This is a genomic window from Streptomyces sp. ISL-98 (genome assembly GCF_018614055.1).
Lineage (GTDB): Bacteria > Actinomycetota > Actinomycetes > Streptomycetales > Streptomycetaceae > Streptomyces > Streptomyces spiramyceticus.
Genome location: NZ_JAGGPB010000033.1, coordinates 33265 through 50816, shown reverse-complemented (window position 1 = coordinate 50816; position 17552 = coordinate 33265). Strand labels below are relative to the sequence as shown.

General features: G+C 68.5%; 16 protein-coding genes. 5 read left to right on the top strand and 11 right to left on the bottom strand.

Annotated elements, in window-relative coordinates:
* Nucleotides 1–319: 319 nt before the first annotated feature.
* Genes J7I98_RS22135 through J7I98_RS22125 form a run of 3 tightly spaced genes read right to left on the bottom strand, consistent with a single transcriptional unit; the run spans nucleotide 320 to nucleotide 6567 of the window.
* The gene (locus J7I98_RS22135; RefSeq protein WP_214923262.1) at nucleotides 320–2581 is read right to left on the bottom strand and encodes a DEAD/DEAH box helicase; all 2262 of its coding nucleotides are present in this window, start codon (nucleotides 2579–2581) and stop codon (nucleotides 320–322) included.
* A gap of 48 nt (nucleotides 2582–2629) precedes the next feature.
* Entirely contained in the window at nucleotides 2630–3250 is a 621-nt protein-coding gene (locus tag J7I98_RS22130) for a helix-turn-helix domain-containing protein (RefSeq protein ID WP_214923259.1), read from the bottom strand.
* Entirely contained in the window at nucleotides 3250–6567 is a 3318-nt protein-coding gene (locus tag J7I98_RS22125; RefSeq protein ID WP_214923256.1) for a DnaB-like helicase C-terminal domain-containing protein, read from the bottom strand. The genes J7I98_RS22130 and J7I98_RS22125 overlap by 1 nt, the downstream gene beginning before the upstream one ends.
* A gap of 322 nt (nucleotides 6568–6889) precedes the next feature.
* Between J7I98_RS22125 and J7I98_RS22120 the strand changes: the two genes are divergently transcribed.
* From J7I98_RS22120 to J7I98_RS22105, 4 genes are all read left to right on the top strand, one after another.
* On the top strand, nucleotides 6890–7612 hold the full coding sequence (locus J7I98_RS22120) for a hypothetical protein (RefSeq protein WP_214923241.1): 723 nt from the start codon (nucleotides 6890–6892) through the stop codon (nucleotides 7610–7612).
* 128 nt (nucleotides 7613–7740) lie between these two features.
* Nucleotides 7741–8400 carry an HNH endonuclease family protein gene (locus J7I98_RS22115; protein ID WP_214923238.1) on the top strand — a complete coding sequence of 220 codons (660 nt, stop codon included), beginning with the start codon at nucleotides 7741–7743 and terminating at the stop codon, nucleotides 8398–8400.
* Nucleotides 8401–8750: 350 nt separating this feature from the next.
* Complete coding sequence (locus tag J7I98_RS22110; RefSeq protein WP_214923235.1) at nucleotides 8751–9059, top strand: transposase; 309 nt, start codon at nucleotides 8751–8753, stop codon at nucleotides 9057–9059.
* Nucleotides 9056–9973 carry an IS3 family transposase gene (locus tag J7I98_RS22105; protein WP_214923219.1) on the top strand — a complete coding sequence of 306 codons (918 nt, stop codon included), beginning with the start codon at nucleotides 9056–9058 and terminating at the stop codon, nucleotides 9971–9973. The genes J7I98_RS22110 and J7I98_RS22105 overlap by 4 nt, the downstream gene beginning before the upstream one ends.
* A gap of 98 nt (nucleotides 9974–10071) precedes the next feature.
* Here J7I98_RS22105 and J7I98_RS41210 read toward each other — a convergent pair whose 3' ends face one another.
* From J7I98_RS41210 to J7I98_RS22090, 3 genes are all read right to left on the bottom strand, one after another.
* Nucleotides 10072–10257 (bottom strand): helix-turn-helix domain-containing protein, encoded by a 186-nt coding sequence (locus J7I98_RS41210; RefSeq protein WP_308377891.1) that lies wholly within the window; start codon nucleotides 10255–10257, stop codon nucleotides 10072–10074.
* Between the two features lie 293 nt (nucleotides 10258–10550).
* The gene (locus J7I98_RS22095) at nucleotides 10551–11180 is read right to left on the bottom strand and encodes an RNA polymerase sigma factor (RefSeq protein ID WP_214923206.1); all 630 of its coding nucleotides are present in this window, start codon (nucleotides 11178–11180) and stop codon (nucleotides 10551–10553) included.
* 669 nt (nucleotides 11181–11849) lie between these two features.
* A complete protein-coding gene (locus J7I98_RS22090; RefSeq protein ID WP_214923203.1) occupies nucleotides 11850–12287 on the bottom strand; it encodes a hypothetical protein in 438 nt (145 codons plus the stop codon).
* Nucleotides 12288–12952: 665 nt separating this feature from the next.
* Between J7I98_RS22090 and J7I98_RS22085 the strand changes: the two genes are divergently transcribed.
* On the top strand, nucleotides 12953–13102 hold the full coding sequence (locus J7I98_RS22085) for a hypothetical protein (RefSeq protein WP_214923188.1): 150 nt from the start codon (nucleotides 12953–12955) through the stop codon (nucleotides 13100–13102).
* 242 nt (nucleotides 13103–13344) lie between these two features.
* Here the strand turns inward: J7I98_RS22085 and J7I98_RS22080 are convergent, their stop codons facing one another.
* From J7I98_RS22080 to J7I98_RS22060, 5 genes are all read right to left on the bottom strand, one after another.
* Nucleotides 13345–13944, bottom strand: coding sequence for a hypothetical protein (locus J7I98_RS22080; protein ID WP_214923185.1), 600 nt, complete (start codon nucleotides 13942–13944; stop codon nucleotides 13345–13347).
* On the bottom strand, nucleotides 13926–14441 hold the full coding sequence (locus tag J7I98_RS22075) for a hypothetical protein (protein ID WP_214923181.1): 516 nt from the start codon (nucleotides 14439–14441) through the stop codon (nucleotides 13926–13928). The genes J7I98_RS22080 and J7I98_RS22075 overlap by 19 nt, the downstream gene beginning before the upstream one ends.
* On the bottom strand, nucleotides 14426–15430 hold the full coding sequence (locus J7I98_RS22070; RefSeq protein ID WP_214923169.1) for a nucleotidyltransferase: 1005 nt from the start codon (nucleotides 15428–15430) through the stop codon (nucleotides 14426–14428). The genes J7I98_RS22075 and J7I98_RS22070 overlap by 16 nt, the downstream gene beginning before the upstream one ends.
* Nucleotides 15431–15575: 145 nt before the next feature.
* Complete coding sequence (locus tag J7I98_RS22065; protein WP_308377889.1) at nucleotides 15576–16598, bottom strand: ImmA/IrrE family metallo-endopeptidase; 1023 nt, start codon at nucleotides 16596–16598, stop codon at nucleotides 15576–15578.
* Nucleotides 16595–17500: a hypothetical protein gene (locus tag J7I98_RS22060; RefSeq protein ID WP_214923166.1), complete on the bottom strand. Its 906-nt coding sequence runs from the start codon at nucleotides 17498–17500 to the stop codon at nucleotides 16595–16597. Before J7I98_RS22060 ends, J7I98_RS22065 begins: the two co-directional genes overlap by 4 nt.
* Nucleotides 17501–17552 lie beyond the last annotated feature (52 nt).

Sequence of the window (17552 nt, the reverse complement as noted above, 5' to 3'; positions counted from 1 at the left end):
CGATGGCACCGGCGCGATTTCCCCCGCCCAACTGGTGTGCTGTGCGCCGGTCCTGCAGATGCCCGAGGACGTCCTGCTCGCCTGTCTTGGCGGGGACCGTCATCGTTCCTACTGGCCTCTGCCGCTCCCCCAGCCGGATCAGGTCGCAGCCGCCGATGAGCATGGCCCGGGCGCTCCCCCAGCGCACGGTCCGCTTCCAGACGGTGGAGGGGGGCACCACGATGCGGTAGTCCCGCCACGCGTCCGTCTTCGACGGCCTGGGCGAGCGGGTACTCGAAGACCTTCTTCCCGACAACCGCCGTTGTCCATGTGGCCCGTGTCAGCCCGTCAGAATGGTTTCGTCGTCGTCGGCCAAGCCGATCTCGTGCAGGAGTTCCACCTGGTCGATGGTCAGGTCGTCGCCGGGGTGGCGCAGCCAGGTGCGGTAGGCGCGGCCGTCGCCGGGTTGGGTGAGGCTCTGGTTGTGGCGGTAGCGGTGGGCGGCGGTCTGGTAGTTGGTCTGCCAGCGGTAGTCCCAGGCCGGGTACCAGTTGGGGTCGATGCGGTTGAGCTCTGCCCGCAGACGTGCGTCGATGGTGTGGTTCTTGGCGCTGGCCCGGTAGCTGCGCAGGCGCTCGCCGACTTTGGTGCCGTCGGAGGCGGTGTAGCTGACGGGGACGGCCAGTCCTGCGCAGGCGGCCGCGCATTCCTCGGCGTAGGTGATGAAGGTGTCACGGTTGGCTTCGGCGGGGTTCCAGAGCATGCCGTGGGCGTTGAGGAAGAGGGTCTGCCATTCCTTGAGTTCGCCCTTGCGGTAGGCGATGCGCTGGGTCTCCAGCCAGGTGTAGAGGTCCACCCGGTGGGGGTCGGTCTGCAGGGTTGCGGCCTGGGCGCGGGTGACGGCCAGGTGGTTGTGCTCTTCCCAGTAGGCGGTGACCAGGTGGGTCATGTCCATCCAGTCGTTGGGCATGTCGTGGGGTTTGAAGGTCCGCAGCGTCATGACGTTGTGGATCTCGCGGGGGGTGAGGATCGTGCCGTCGGTGCCGACGATCTCGGGGAAGTCTCCTCCGCCGCCGAACGGGGGCATGGTGCGGCTGTCGGGGGTGAGTTCCACCGAGGGTTCGGCGCTCTGCTCGGGGAGCGGCGGCTCGCTGCCGGCGGCGGCCGGCGGTGTCTGGTCGGCCGGCGTGGTGAGTTCGGTGGTGGGGATGCGGTCGGCGATGCGCAGGTCGTGGGAGCGCAGGGCGATGAGCATGTCGTAGAGGGGCTGGAAGGAGTCGGCGTTGAGGAGGTCCTTGGGGTCTTCTCCGGCGGCCAGGTAGACGGGCACGAGGATGGTGGCCGTGTCGGAGCCGTCGGGGTGCAGGCGCAGTGCGCGGCCGAGGGCCTGGACGACGTCGGTGACGCTCGCTTTGGGGGAGGCGAAGCACAGGGCGTCGACGGTGGGGACGTCGACGCCTTCGCCGAGGAGGCGGGAGTTGGCGAGGATCGTGAGGTGTGCAGGGGCGGGCTCGGCGCGGAAGGTGGCGAGTTTGTCGAAGCGGTCGGGGGCTTCGCCGTAAACGGCGTGCGCCCACAGGCTTTCGGGGCGCAGCGCGACGGGGCCGTGGGAGGTTTCGGTGACCTCGCCGTCCAGGGAGTCGGCGGTGGAGATGAGGGTCTTGATGAACTCGGTGGCATCCGCGATGGCCTTGTGGAAGGTGATCATTTTGCGGACGTTGTAGGTGGCGCAGGTTTTGAGGACGGCGGTGGCCAGGCTCATCAGGGCGACCTGGTCGGTGGCCCGTGCGGTGCGGGTGCGGCGCAGTCTGGGCTGGAGGTCGGGGTGGTCGACCGCGACGAGGACGATGCGGTAGTCGCGGGCGAGGTTGTGGGAGATGGCTTCGCTGAGCTGCATTTCGAACACACGAGGACCGTAAATATCCGGATTGTCCATGCTGGCGACGAGGTAGAGGCCGTTCTCGCGGGGGGCGAGGGTTTCGGCGTACTTGGGGTCGGCGGACCAGATGCGGGGGGTGGCGGTGCAGTAGAAGCGGCGGGCGGCGGGGATTTCCTCGTCGTCGTGGACGATCGACCACGCTTTGTCGAGGCTGCCGGAGGTGCGGTGGGCCTCGTCGCAGACGATCAGGTCCCAGGGCGGGATGATGCCGCGGCGGTGGGCGGTGATGAGGGTGCCGTGGAAGTTGCCGCTGTCGACGAGGTGGGCGTAGGTGGCAAAGACGGTGTAGTGGTCGAGTCCCGTCAGCATGTCGGCCAGTTCTTCGGGGCTGCCCGCGCGGGGCACGCCCAGCTCGCTCAGGCCCTCCAGGGGGCCGCACACGGCGATGAGGGCGCCGGGGTGGGCGCTGTCGGCCTGGAAGACGCGGATGCTCTGCAGGAGCAGGTCGAGGGTGGGGAAGAGGATCAGGCGCCGGTGGGCGTGGCCGGAGGCGGCGAGGTCCTCGCACAGGCGGGCGCAGATGAGGGTCTTGCCGGTGCCGCAGGGGGCGACGATGTGGCAGCGTGAGTCTTCTTCGCGCAGGGTGTGCAGCGCGGCCAGGACAGCCGTCCTCTGGTGCTTCTTCAGCTTCTTGCGTTCCGGCTGCTGTGCGGGGATGAACATGCGCGGCTGTCCTTAAGAAGGGGGGCGGGCGCGGGCCTGGGCAGGTGGTCAGAGTTCGAAGTCGACGTAGGCGAGGGTGGAGATGTCGCTCTCCATGCCGGGTTCGAGGTCGAAGTAGGCGCTGGTGACGCCGTGGCTGACGAGCTCGAGTGCACGGGTTGTGGCTCCCGCGTGCCAGGCGGCCACCAGGTCGCGGGTCGCCTCGCGGGTGAGGTCTTCGTTCAGCCACCGCTCGCGGGGGTCGTCGCTGGTGCCGCCGGGGCCGGAGAAACCGAAGGAGGCGCGGATGTTGACCCGCAGGCCGCGGGCGCACATCGCCGCGTCCACCTGTGCCTGGCTGATCCGGGTGCGCGGCCGGTACAGGCCGCGCACCGCGCTCTCCAGTCGGCTGGCGAAGTCGGCCGGGGGGTGCTTGCGCAGGCCCTTGAGGTAGCGGCGGACGGTCTCGGGGTGGACGCCGAGCATGTCGGCCACCTTCCGGGTGCTGCCGCCGGTGCGGCGGTGGAGGTAGGCGATCTGCGCGTGTGGTGTGTGCAGGCGGGCGGGCAGGGTTGCGCGGGCCCGGGCGAGCAGGCCGGCCCGGGCCTGGCCGGCCGTCTTCTCCAGGGCCTCGAAGAGCCGGAGGGCGGCTGCGTCCTGGCGCTCGGGGGTGCGAAAGCGCAGGGCCATCACTCGTCTCCGTCGCTGTCGAGGTGCTTGATCTTGGAGGCGGGGTTGATGTTCTTGTCGGCGTAGTGCAGGTACCAGTCCATGGTGTGGACGGGTTCTGGCTTCACGTAGCCGGGGTTGGGGCCGAGGGTGAAGCCGCCCTTGTGCCCGACCAGTCCCAGGATGTCGTCGGTGGCCGAGGCGTAGGTGATGGCGTCGGTGCGGATCGCGAGCGGCACCGCGCCGGTGGCTTCCATGGTCGCGAGGATCTTGCGGTGCATGTTGACCCGGGAGCGGGCGATGATCGCGGCCCGGATGTCCGGCCGCCACTGCGGGCTCTTCAGCGCCGGCCAGGGAGAGTGGGGGTCGCGGGAGCGGCCTCCGGTGCGCCGGTCGCGCTCCCGGAACTTGCCGATGCCGGACTTGAACGTGGCCTTGACCGCCCTGAGGACCTGCAGGTCGGTCGCGTGCCGTGCGCGGAACTCTTCGTCTTCCAGGCGGGCCATGGCGGCCAGGAACCGCTGGTCGTAGGCGGCGGGGTCCTCGCCCTTTTGCCTGGCGTCGATGCCCAGGCGTGCGTAGGTGGCCATCAGGCCGTCGCGCAGGTGCTCGTACCAGGGCGTGAGGTAGTTGCCGTTGCCGAACGGCGGGACGGGCGGGTACTTGCTGTGGCCGTCCTCGTCGGGGTCGATGAGCATCGGCGGGTGCGGTGCGATGCCCAGAACCGCCGCCTGCTCTGCGGAGGGACGCACCCACGCCTGAAGCAGGCCCGGCCGGTGACCCAGTTCGATGGCGTAGCCGATGCTGCGGGTCTCGTACCAGCCGGGACCGGTGGGTGTCTTGCCGTCCGGGGTGAAGGGGTTCGGCAGGCCCTTCGGGATCCGGACCTGGGACAGGTCGTCGTACCAGCTGCCGGGCAGCTTCTTGTCGAAGCGTGCCTCCGGCAGGTGGTAGGGGGCGCACAGTCCCACCGTGGTGCGGTTGGCGCCTGCGCCGAAGGCGCACGACACGTCAACCGTCACCACATTGCCCAGCGCCCGCTCAGCGTTGGTGGGCATCCGCCACCAGGACCAGGCCTCCTCGTTGAGGGCCTGCGAAGGATCGGTGCGGTCGCGGGCGAGCGGGTGCTCGGGGGGCACCTCGCACGGGGCCGGGTCGACCGCGGCGTGCAGGGCGCCCTTCACCCACGCCGGGCGCACGTCCGGCTGCTCGCCGGGTTGCGCGTAGTTCCAGGGCCGGGTCCTGGGGCGCAGCTGTTTCATCAGCTCCTGCGAGGTGGCGGCGGCGGAGCTGACCGGGGTGGTGCCGGCGTGGCTGTAGGCGTCGAGGAACGCGACGACGTCGGTGACGGGCACGGTGAAGTCGCCGCTCTCGTCGTCGTACGGCAGCGGCCAGCCGTCCTTGCTCAGCGCACCCCAGGAGAGGATGGCGAACTGCACCGAACGGCGCTCGCGCTGTGCGCCCTTCATCGGCTGGTAGACCCTGGGCCATGAGCTGAACCACGGGTCGTCACCGCGCCGGGTTGTCTGCCAGCCCGCGTCGGTGATCTCGTCGAGGAGCGGATGGCCGACGGGCAGGGCTCGGGTGCGCGCATCCGGGAGAGCGGGGAGCCCGAGGAGCTCGGCGGCCTTGGGCATCAGGACGATCAGGGGGTCCCTGTCTGCGGCGTAGGGCGTGGCGCGAGGGGTGCCGAAGGGCCGGGCGAGGGCCCACTGCGCCATCTCCACAAGCGTTGTCGCCTTGCACGCCTGGGAGCGTCCGCCCGCGAGGTAGGCGGAGCCCTCACCGTCCAGAACGGCGAAAGGCCCGTAGTCGAAGCGGCGGCTCTTGCGCGAGGAGTCCGGGGCCTCGTGCTGTTCTTGCTCGTTCACACCCTCCGCGCTGACCGCCGAAGTGGCCACGGCCCCGACAGCACAGTCAGGGGCGGGGGCCGGAGCGGCGGGCGCAGCAGCGGGGGCGGGGGCGGTGGCCGGGCGGGCGGTACCGGCGGGCCAGTCGCCGGGACGGCGCGAGGTGGGCGCTTCCTGCTCAGCAGCGAGGCCCCCGGGCGCCACAACAGCGGACGTGTGCACGGAGTTCTCGCGGGCCGGTGGGACCGTGGTGGCGGCCCGCTGTGGCCCCGCAGCCTGGGCCGGAGCTCCGGCGGGCTCCGACACAGGGCTCTGCTTGGCCTGGACGCCCGCGAGGACGGGGACGGGCGTGAGCTGCGAGCCGTCTTCTGCTCGTTCGCCCGTATCGGTTGCCGTCGCGTCCAGTTCGGTGAACCGGGCACGGGCGAGTTCGGCATGCAGGCGCACGGTGGCCACCGTGCCGAAGTCGCGTTCCCATACGGCGACTTCGGCACGGGCACCCTTGCGGGTCAGGGTGAGGGTGACGTCGGGGTGCAACGAGGCGAGGGCCTGCGGGTCATCGGTGTCCAGCACGGCCAGGACCGGCACGTGCAGGCGGCTGGCCAGCGCCACCAGAGCGCGGGCGGCCGACGGCAGGGCGCCGCCTGACAGAGCGACGCCCTGCCGCTCGTGGAACTGAAGCCGGTCAACGACTACCAGCGCGACCTCGCCCATGCACGAAGCGCTCTCCGTGACCAACTCCGCTGTCAGCAGTGAGTCGTCGTCAATGTAGAGGGGGGCGTGGAGGCGGGCAGCGTACGCGTCCGCTGCCTGCTGCTGCTCCGGCGCCAGGGTGCGGGTGCGCAGCTGTTGATAGTCCAGCGTGAGGTGCCCGGCCACCATCCTGGCTGCCACGTCGTCGCGCCGTAGCCCCGAGGCCGCATAGAGAACCGGCCGTTGCTGACCGATAGCGGTGGTGCGCCCAGCGGCCGCCGCCAGAAGACTGCCCCCCGCGCCGGGGGCGGCTGCGAGCACGACCAGCCGCCCAGCGGTCAGCCCCCGCACCGCGGCGTCCAGCGACGGCATACCGAACGACAACCCCGCATCCGGCTCGTCAGCAGCAGTCGAACGCAGGACATCAGCAAGCAGGGCGGGCTTGGGCCGCCGCTTGTCCGCCACCGGCGCGGACTCTGGCACCTTGAGGTCGGCAAGCAGCACGGCCACCGCCGCCCCCCGCCGCTCCAGCACGCACGGCGCCCCGTCCGCTGCCTCTTCGACCAGGGCCCCCAGCCGGGGACGGGCCTCCGTCAAAGACACCCTCCGCAACGTCGCCACAACATCGGACCCGAGCCGCGACACCGGCGCCAGCAGCGCACTGTGCCCGGTCCGTTCATGACTCAGGCGCGTGGCGTGGCCGTCCTCGGCCTGAGCCACGAGCTTCGTGAACGAACCACGCGCCTTGTCCACCCCCACGGATGAATCCGAGTCCAGCTCTGCAGCGGCAGCCATCGCTTCCCCTCACACTCCAAAATGTAATGCCACCCTATCGCACCACTTCAATGTCAGACCCCGACTTGCCCTCAACTCACCTGTAAGAACAGCATGTTGCATCTAGCTTGAAATGTAATGTGGATGGGCGTAGAAGGCAGTACATCTTGGCCAGGTGAGGTGTCCCGGTCTGCTGACATGGCGGAATCGACGTCCAGGCCCGGCTGCCGGCTGCCAGACTTACTGACATCGCCAAGGACCAAGCACGTCAGCCCGTTGTCGCCCCAGATGCCACCGGCCACCGTCGGCACGCCCAAAACCCCCGCCTGAGCAGGAAGGCAGCATGACAACCGAGACTCCCCCGGCCGAGCCGGTGACCTACGAAGGATGGCGGCACGTGCCGCCGCGCATCCTGGCCACCCGCACCCAACTCGCCCGCTGTGACCTGCCCCGCAGCCCCGAGGGGCCGCCGAGCGCCTACGTCAACGCGCTCAACTACCGGGGAAAATCCGAGCGCACCGAGCTGTACGCCCTCGCCTACTCCCGGCCCACCAGTTCCAGCGCCCGGCAGCTCGCGGCGGCCGCCGCCCGGCGCACGGAGCCCCGGCAGTGCCCGGAATGCGGCGCCCACTGCCAACAGCCGCTGACCGAGTACGACAGCCGTCCCCTGTGTCCGATGTGCCGCCATATCGCCCAGGCCCGCGCCTTTCAGTTACGTCTGCGCGAACAGCGTTCCGCGCTCGCAGCATGGGCCCGAGAACTGTTGTCCCAACGGGACCTCGCGGTGGTGTGGGCAGACGTGCAGCAGGCACCGCGCACCGCGTCCGGGCGGGCCCGGCCCCCGTTGTCCGTCCACCTCACCGCAGTCAGCCACCAGAGAAACCCGCTGCTGGATGTCCGCATCCGGCTCACCGGGCCCCGCGCCGCCCAAGTCCCCGCCGGGGCCCTCTCCCCCGCCGACGGCACAGAATGCATCCTCGCAGGTCAGAGGGCTGTCATTACGACCCGTCATGCATTCCCGTTGAGACGGCACAACCGGCAGGCGCCGAAGATTCGGAACGTGTGAGAAGACTTCACCCTCCCTCTTCTCACGGGACAGGGGCATCGATTCTTCGGTGAACCACACCACCCGGGCGGGTGAGCAGCCTGGCATCCTGGTCACCTGGCGGCTCGTACAGCGCTATTCCTACTTGCGTGATCAAGAACCTGTTGCGCGCCGCTACGGCCGCCGCGCTCGCCATCCTGCCCGTCACCATGTCCCCCTCGGCGCACGCCGCCGAGATGCTTCCGCTCAGCGTCGCGGTCCACCAGCTCGACCTCGCCGATGAATCCCGCGAGGGTTACACGCGCGACAAGTTCCGCCACTGGAACGCCGGACAGAACCCTTCGGACGGCTGCAACACCCGCAACGAGGTACTGATTGCCGAGGCAGTCGAGCCGCCAACCGTCGGCCCCGGGTGCAAGCTCTCCGGCGGCACCTGGTTCTCGTACTACGACGCGACGACGGTATCGGGCCCCTCCGGCATCGACATCGACCACATGGTGCCGCTCGCCGAATCGTGGGATTCCGGCGCATCAGCGTGGACCGCGCAGCGCCGCGAGGCATACGCCAACGATCTGACAGCCCCCACCTCACTGGTCGGCGTCACCGCCAGGTCCAACCGCAGCAAGTCCGACCAGGACCCCGGCACCTGGATGCCGCCCAGCGTCGAAGTCCACTGCCAGTACGCCGCCGAATGGACCGGAACCAAGCTCCGCTGGAACCTGACCATCGACCCGCAGGAACAGGCCGAGCTGCTCAACCTTGCCGAGCAGTGCCCGACCACCGACGTCCACTTCGAACCCGCCCCGTAGGCGAAACGCCGACGCACCCTGTCCGGCCTTGCTTCACGGCGACAGGGGGCGTTCTCCTTCCTTGGGCCGCTGCGGAGCCCTGGCCGGGCGCCCCCGGCGAACGCCACCGCCTTCAGCGGGCACAACGAGCACGCCACTTCCGGCGGCGCTCGCGGTCAGGGACTGGAGGCTTCAGTCCCTGACACCCCTGCCCTGGCGCCTCTGAATCGGCGTTCGGGCCCAGAGACGCGCCCGTGCAGTCGGGCTCAGCGCGCTGTGGCCCGCCAGTTGTCGTACGGTCTTGAGGTTCCCCCGAGATGCGGCGGAGGCTGACAGAGGGTCAGATGGGACTCATGAGAGGACCTTTGACCATGGCTGCCCCCAGAAAGTATCCGCTGGAGTTGCGCGAGCGTGCGGTGCGGATGTATCGCACCACCGAACCGAAGCCGCAGATCAAGCGGCTGGCCGTCGACCTCGGAGTCCATCCCGAGGCCCTGCGGACCTGGATCCGTCAGGCCGAGGCCGATGCCGGCGAACGCGACGACCGGCTGACCACCGGCGAGCGCGAGGAACTCGCGGCCCTGCGCAAGGAGAACGCCCAGCTCAAGCGGGCGAACGAAGTCCTGCGGACCGCCTCGGCTTTTTTCGCCGCGCAGCTCGACCCGACCCGGCCCAGGTGACCACGCTCCTCGACGAGCACCCTCATCTGGGAGTCGAGCCCGTACTTCGGGAACTGCACATCGCCTCCTCCACCTACTACCGCTGGCGCCGCGCCGAGAGGGAGCCGTGCGAGCGGCGCCGCCAGGACGCTGAGCTGACGGAGAAGATTCAGCGGATCCATGCCGACTCCGGCGGGATTTACGGCTCACCGCGCGTGCACGCCGTTCTGAAGCGTGAGGGCCTGCACGTCGGCCGCAAGCGGGTCGAGCGCCTGATGCGCGAGGACGGCCTCGCGGGCATCAGCCCGCGCCGCACGGGCTTCACGCGCCGGGATCCCAAGGCCACCCTGGCCCCGGACCTGGTGCAGCGCGACTTCACCGCACTCGCACCGAACCGGCTCTGGGTCACCGACCTCACCATGGTCTCCACCAGCGAAGGCCCTCTGTGGCTGTCCGCGATCCGCGACGCGTTCTCCCGCCGCGTCGTCGCCTGGGAGACCTCGGCCCGCGCGGACGCGGACCTGGTCCTGTCCTCGCTGGAGTACGCCCTGGCCAGCCGGGAGGTCGAGCCCGGACAGCTCATTCACCACGCGGACCATGGCTGTCAATACACATCCATCAAGCTCACAACACGCCTGCTGCGAGCGGGAATTGAGGCGTCCATGGGGTCAGTCGGGGACTCCTACGACAACGCTCTGGCCGAGAACCTGTGGATACTGATCAAGACCGAGTGCGTCCGCGACCGCGTCTTCGCCACCCGCGCCGAGGCGAACCTTGCACTCTTCGAGTACATCGACGGCTTCTATAACGGCCGGCGCATCCAAGCCCGGCTCGGCTGGCTCAGCCCCATCGAGTTCGAGGAGAAGTACTACACCGACCAGGCGTCGGCCGAACAAGCGAACCTGAAACCCCGTCACCCCTCCCTGACCAGCTGATCAGCACCTCCCGCACAACGGGGGAACCTCATCTGGCGGAAGGCCGCTTTACAGGACTGGCGGCTTCCCGGGCGGGTGTTCGCCCGGGAAAGCATGCGTCAGGGCCGGTCGAGAGATTCGATAGACGCGCTGTCCCGCAAGTACTCGTGGACCGCTTGTTCCGGGACGCGGAAGGACCGGCCCACGCGTATAGCGGGCAGGTGTCCAGTGTGAACCAGCCGGTACACCGTCATCCTGGAAACACGCATCACTGAGGAGACTTCCGCGACGGTCAAGAAGACCACCTGGCCAAGAGGGCGTTCACGGTGTGCCGCGCCACTTTCCCCCGTTGCCGGGTGTGTGGGGCGGTCGTCTGTACGCCGACTTGGGCCTTCCGCCGCCCCCGGGGTTTCGCCGTCCTCAGCAAGTCGTGAAGCCGTTGAGGTGGGGCGTGCCTCGGTCTTTGCCATCCAGTCGAGCAGTCGCTGCTTGCCCCGGTCCAGGCGCTCGGTGTCGATTGATACCGCGGTTTCGGCCTGGTGCAACAGGTTGCCGATCATGATGTCGGTGTCGATGGAGCTGCTCTGTCCGTTGTCCGTCATGCTTGCTCCTCCTCTCGCCCTCGCGACGCGCCGGTTTCCACCGACTCCTCGTCGAAGGTCCACCCAGCAGCAGCGCATAGAGCCTGCCGGGCCTGGGCCACGTGCTTGCGCACGCCCGATGGCTGAATGTCCAGCAGCTCTGCGATGCGCAGCACGGACTGTTGCTCGATGAAGTACAGCAGGGCGACCTCTCTGCGCCTGGAGGGAAACTCTCGAATCACTTGCAAGCAGTGGTCCAGATCGTCACGGGCGATGACCGCGTCAGCAGGGTCGGGCCCTATGCGGGCATAGAGCCGTTCCACATCCCGTTGGAGACTTTCCAGTTTGCTCTCCCGCCGGATGCCGTCGATCCACTTGTTGCGGCACACGCTGCGCAGCCAGTTGTGCCGTTCCTCGTCTTCACGGCCTGCGAGTGACTCCCATGCCTGAACAGCCGCCATGAACGTCTGCTGCACCAGGTCCTCGGCAGCGGCCTGGTCACAGCCGGCCCGCACCATCGCGAAGCGAAGCAACCCGTCCGCTTCTCGCTCCCATAGCGCGGACACCTGCTCCGCTTTCGAATCTCCTTGCGTCACACCGGTTTCCCCCTGATCAGCTTCTGACGAAACGCCGACGTGTACCTGCATGGCAGGGCCCCCTCGCCCGCGGCCTTGAACCACCACCGTGCCGGCCGGAGCAGTTCTCACCAGCGCAATGAGCGTGGCTCTGCGCTGCCATTCGGCCAAGAAGGCGGAGGCGCCCGCAAGAGCGGTAACCAGACACAGCACCAGCCAAGGCTGCGGCTGCTGGACGGCCGGCCATAGCCAGCCCGTCCACTGCCCCAAAGTTGTGTTCACACCATGGAGTCGAATGCGCGGCCAAAAGTGCTGCCATCTCGCGCAAGATTCTCTAGCTGGCTTTCGGACGCTTGCCATCCGCACGTCATTGCCGACCGGCTTGCTCCGGTCGTCTGACCGGTGAGCAAGCCTTGCTCATCCAGCTGCGGGTGCCGTGCCTTCTCCGAACTGGGGCACGTCGGCCACCGTGACGTCCAGACGTGGAGCTCGTACCGCGTACGTATTCCTCCTAGCGGTATTTCCCCTCGCAGCGCGTGCCATCGAATCACAGTGTTCATCCACGACTCGCTGGGCGCCCGGGGAGTTCATGTGTCGGTGCGTAAGGCTGATGGGGACGCAGCGCGGAGCTTCCGCGATGCAGGGAGAGGCGGCGCCATCACTCTCAACTGCCGCGGAGGCCGCGCAGCCTGCCTGCCGTCATGCGATCTATAGCAGTAGGAGTCACCACCAACTGAAGAGTCAGTCCGCGCGTGCTGCTTGGCCTAGGGTCCAGCCCGTCACTGCGTGCACCGGACCACGCCAGAGGGGGGCCGTCAGTTTGTTGCCGTCGGGAAGGACAATGGTCACGTCCGCAAGGTGGAGGTAGCTGGGTAGCCCGTCGGACGGGCAATCACCATGCTCGGCGTTCAGCTCGGCGTACGCGTTGTCGATCCACTGGTCGAGTTCGGCGACCAACGGCGCGGCGTTCCCGCTAGCAGCCCGCAACTGATCGCCCCATGCCTTTGTCCATGCGCTGAACGAGATCAACGTTCCTCGCACCATTCCACCTGCTGTCTGAAGCACGATGCTACTCATCCGCGCTTCGTCACCGACCTCGTTCAAGATCATGATCAGTGACTGCAGGTAGACGTCCGAGATCGGTTCGACGACGGTCGGTGCGGAAGGATTCTCAGTCATGGCGCAGCCCCTTCCTTGAGGGAAGCCGCCACACTGCGGGAAGCCGCAAGTTCCCGGTGACGGCCTTTCATCTCAAAGTAGAACGGCGTCCGGGTGAGGGCATCCTGAGAAGTACCGCTTCCGTGTCAACAACCACCCAGGCGAGATACCGCCTCATGACAGTGCCGACGAGCCCGAATGCCACCCCGTATCAGTGCGCCGCACCACGTTGCAAGGCCCCCACCAGCCGCAACAGCAAGCATCTGACGTGATGTCACTGACATCCCTCACTGACACCAAAGCGGCACATCGTACTCCGGGACGGTACAGCCGTTACATGGACCTCCTCGACCGCCTTCTCATCGAGGGCGGCCAGCAGGCAGCAGGATGGACAGCACGAGACGTCGACACAGCCCTGTACTGGATCGGGGGAAGCGGCTCATCCGCATGAGTGGCGCGCCTTGGTCGGGGCCAACATCTTGAAGCGAGTCACCACGGTCGTCTACGTCGCATCCCGCTCCTGTATGGCTTGATACTCGTCCCCAAGCGCACCAGGCAGGCAACCCCATCGGGGTGGGCGCGGCCCTTGATCTCGCACGACCCGTCGATCCGGACCAGGCGCTGCACGCGGTACCCCCGTCGCCGGTCATCCGACTGGTCCGGGAGCCCTCCCCCACCAGCTTGATTTGCTGCTGCTTCAGCGGTGGGCGGGGCGCGTCGGCGGCTATCTCACGCTGCTGTCCCAGCTCATCTGCCAGGCAGCCACCGCGGCCATCGAGGAAGACATCGAAGACATCACTCCCGAACTCCTCGCCAGCATCGACATCGGAGGCTGACCGGCAAGCCCCCTCGACGTCCTGCGGGCCTGGCCAGGTCTCAACCCCGTCGGCTGGCCGGTCAACCAGCCAACCGCTCGCTTCTCGACGCCCCCCTGGCGCTATGCCGCCCCATTCAGCAGCGGCAGCCTCGCTGCCGGGCATCGCGCCAGGTACGACCCGGGTAGTCGATCCACATGACCATGCTGAACATCAGCGCGGCGGCACGGCGGCGCAGCGCCCGTCGATGACAGGCCGCAATGTTAGGGGAGGAGGCCGCGCCGCCGAAGGATACGAAGAAGCAGGGAGGCGGGGAGCAGGCGCCGGATGCCGAAGCGGTAGACGAGGGCGTGTTCCATCTTAGTGATGATGTGGTGCTGGTTTCCGGGGCCGAAGCCGTTGAGGTTCATCTGGGCGGCGGTTGTGATGGGTGGGGCGTTCCAGGCGTCGGCGCAGGCTTGCTTGAAGGGCGTGTCGAGGCTGGTGAGGCAGTGGTCGAAGACTTTGCTGAGCGGGGGGCTTTCGGCGGAGATCCAGGCACGTACTTCGGCAAGGCGTTCTTGGAGGTCGTGTCCGGTGGTGGTGAGAGTGGTGAGGGTTTCGGGGTCGTCGCTGGTGCGGCGTCGGACGCGGTACGGGTATTCGGTGCGGGCGACGAGTAGTTGGACAGCGGTGGCGTATCGGTCGCGTCGTGCGGTGGCGCCGGCGCGCAGTCCGGTCAGGATGTGCGCGAGGGCGCCAGCGATGACGGAGGACCCGAGGGCGAGGATCAGTACGGTGGTGAGGGTGCTCGGCGTGCCTGCGGGAGTGGGTGTGGGCGCTGGTGAGGCGGCGAGAAGGGTGGTTATTGCTGCCGGGTCCATCGCCGTGCCTCCAGTTGCATCTCAGTAGTAGTCAGCGGGTGGACGCCCTGTGTGGGGTGTCCGTGCGGAGTGTCTTCGGCGGGCCAGGTACCGGTGCGGCGCCACGTCTCTTCGTATATCAGGTGGCGGTGGATAAGGGTGACGAGTGGTTCGAGGCCGTCCTCGGGAAGCCAGAGCAGGGCCGGGTCGTCGCCGGGGTACTGCAGGCACAGGTCGCGCAGGGGTGGAGGGTTGCGGTGTTTAAAGATGCGGTCGGGGGCGCCGAGGGGGAAGGCGTGGACGGTCGTGTCGGGCCGGATGATCAGGCGGATGCGTTCGGTGGGGTACTTGGCGTTCTGCAGGGCGGGCAGGGGGCGGAGGGTGAGTTCGATGAGGGCGGCGCCGCCGGGTCCGGTGCGGCCGCTGGCCTGCTCCACGCCGAAGACGGTGTCGTGGTGGAGCAGGTGGCGAGCGGCTGCGGCGGGGTCGGCGAGCGCCCGGGTCAGCAGGTACGCCATGACCGGGAGGGGCGGGCGGGCTGCTGGGCGCGCAGGGAGGTGACGGCGCGGCCGGTGGAGGTGATGCTGCCGGCGGCCAGCGCGCGCAAGGCCGCGTCGGCAGTCTGTGCGGGGGCGGTGGGGAATGGGTCGCCGATCAGGTCGTGCCAGATATCGATGGCGGCCGGGTGGTCGCCGTCCTGTTCCAGGCGGCGGGCCTCGGCAGCCTGGCGGGCGGCAGGCGCCAGGGCGGTGACGTAGGCGGAGCGCTGGGCGGGGGTCCAGTTGGCCGTGAGGTCGTCGACACCGGTGGGGTCGACGATCGGGCCGGTGACGGCCTGAGCGGCGTGGGCGATGACGGTGGCCAGGGCTTCGGAGTGGTCCATCGCTACAGTGATCGTCTGGTAGGCGAGCGCCTCCCAGAGCAGGCCGCAGATTTCGTCGAGAACCGGGTGGTTCTTCTTGAGCGACTTGAGCATGCGGACCTGGTGGACGAATCGTCCGCCTGTTGCCTGGTTGCGGGTGCTGATGGTCCGGTTCAGGGTGCGGGTGTTGGACCATTCCCAGGTGTCCTCCTCGCGGTCGGCGATGAAGACGTCCTCTCGGCCGGCCTCGTCCAGGGCGGGGACGAGGTCGAAGGTGAAGTCCAGGTCGGGGAAGGTGACCTGAAGAGCGTGGGCGGGGCTGTCCTCCACGTCGAACTGGGCGCCGGGGAAGAGTTGGGCGACCTCTTGGCGCAGCAGGTTCATGGCGTGGGCGGGGCCGCCGGGCTTGCGGAGCTTCGCCGTCAGATCGGGGTGCATGAGGATGATCATGTCGACGTCCTTGAGCGGCTTGAGCATGGTCTTGCGGGCGAAACTGCCCTGCAGGAAGGTGCTCGACGCCAGACGGCTGGTGATCAGGTGCTCGCTGATCGTCCGGTGGCGGTCCTGGGCGCTCTCGCGCTCGCGGCGGTCGAGGTTGAGTGCCTCGTCGAAGGTTTCGAAGGCGGATTTGGTGCTGTCGCGCATGGTGGCGTGGTGCTCGTCTCTGCCGGCCTGGGGCGGTGGTGCCCGGTGCCGGCGTCCGGATCCCGCTGTGGTGCGCCGGTGCGGGCGCTTCACAGGGGACAGACGACACAACTCTCCGGTAGGGGTGCAGGAGGTGGCGGTGGGGCTATTCGCAGTCGCGGCAGCGGTCGCTGCCGTCGGTGTACATAGCTGCCGGGTGCAGGACGAAGCATCCAGGGCATTGGCGCTCGGCGACCCGGGAGGCACAGTCGCAACGGCCGCATTCAGGGCAGGGGGCGGCCTCGCATGTGGTGCAGGGGGCTGCGAACGAGACGAAGTCTTCACCGCAGTGGGCACACGTGTAGTCGACAGCCCGCGGTCCGGTGTCCCGGCTGGAGGGTGCGAACCGTTTCCACGGGGCGAGGTCGGTGACAGCGATGGCCAGCAGGTAACCGCCCATCGGCACGGTCTGGATGTGCAGTTCCTCGCCGAGGATCCCGTCCCGGTAACGCAGCCGTGTCTGTCCTTGGGCGCGGCCGTGGGTAGCGAGCGCGGTGCTGATGACCGGGATGGCGGCCTGGTTGCTGCCGCGGCGCAGCGGCGGCAGGCCATGAGATGCGGTGAAGGCTAGGCGGCCTTGGGAATCAAGGAGGAAGACATGGCCGGGGGCAGGCAGTCGTTCACTGGCCTTGACGCAGGTGGCCATGCGGGAGGCGTTACTGGCATGCCACAGGGCGACGGCGTCGTCGGCCGTGGGGCCGGCAGTTCCCATGTGCAGGTCGACCTGGGTGTCTGGCAGGAGGATCTCGGCGGCGAAGGCGTCGCACGCGGCGTCTTCCAGTGAGGTTCCGCCATCGGGCTCGGCCAGGAGGGCATCTATGAGAGTCAAGTGGTTCTGCTGGAGATGGTGGCCGAGTTCGTGCAGGGCGGTGAAGTCCCGGCGGGCCAGGCTGACGGAGCGGGCAACGGCGAGGACGGGCGGGGGGCCGGGGAAGTAGGCGCCGGCCACGCTACAGCCTTGCCCGGCCTGGGTGTCAGGCACTTCGCGGACCTGAAGATTGGTCCACTGCTGCAGTTCTGCCAGTGCACCAGCCGCAAGGCGGTCAACGGCATCACCGTGGTGCTTGTGCAGCATGCCGAGCATGGCCGTCGCCTGGGTGCGGGCCGCCGCGCGGCGCAGATAGTTCACCGGCCCGGAGCTTGGTCGAGGTGGACGTGGAAGAAACGGTCGAGACGGCCCGACCAGTCGGTTGTTCCGCCGTCCTGCCGTGCGGCCAGCCCGAAGGCTCCGTAGGCGGCCGACAGACGGGCTTGTTGTTCACTCGTGCCGCTCCGGTGGGCGAGCAGACGGATCTGGGCGCGGCGGGCGGGGCGGCTGAGCTGGTGGACCAGCTGATCAGGGAGCTCGGGATTGGCCTCCAGGACCCTGTCCTGAGTCTGGCCCATGACAGGGCCCAGGATTGCGGCCTCGTCCGGGGTCAGCGGAGTCTGCCCCCGCAGGAGCGCAAGGGCACGTGGAGGCTCGATGTCCAGATGACGTACCAGGTCGTGGGCGCCGAGCTTATGTTTGCGCAGGAGGGTTGTCAGGTCGCCGCTGCCAGCTGGTGTCCAAGACGCTGCGGCAAAGTGCTCCAGTGCGTCGGCGAGGGCCGCACGGAACTCGGCTGCCGGTGCGGCTGGGCTGGCGATGGCGCTCCCCCGGCGGCTGCCGGGGGGCCCATCTTGCGGGGACTTAAGGGAGTCGGGTAGCTGGCTGACCTGCCGGTCCAGGACCCACCAGGGCAGCCGGGCACCCAGGCCGTACCAGAGCGCGAGCGGTTGCTCGACGGTGGTGGCTGCGGCGGGCAGCAGCAGTGTTTTCTCGTCGTGGAAGTGGGTCTCCAGCGATACGGGGACGGCGTGCACAGCGGTATCGCTGACCGAGGTGATGGCCACGAGTTCGACCACGTCTACCCATGCCACGCGCCAGATCTGGCCCGGCTGGGGATCTTCGGGTGTGGCGAGGGCGGCCTCGCGGACCGCGTCGGGGACTTTCAGCTGGGCGGCTGCCGCCAGCAATCGCTCGTATGCGCTGCTCGGTGCCTGGCTCATCGGGCCCCTTCTTCCCTTGCGGCTGTCTGCTTCCACTATGGACAAACGACGT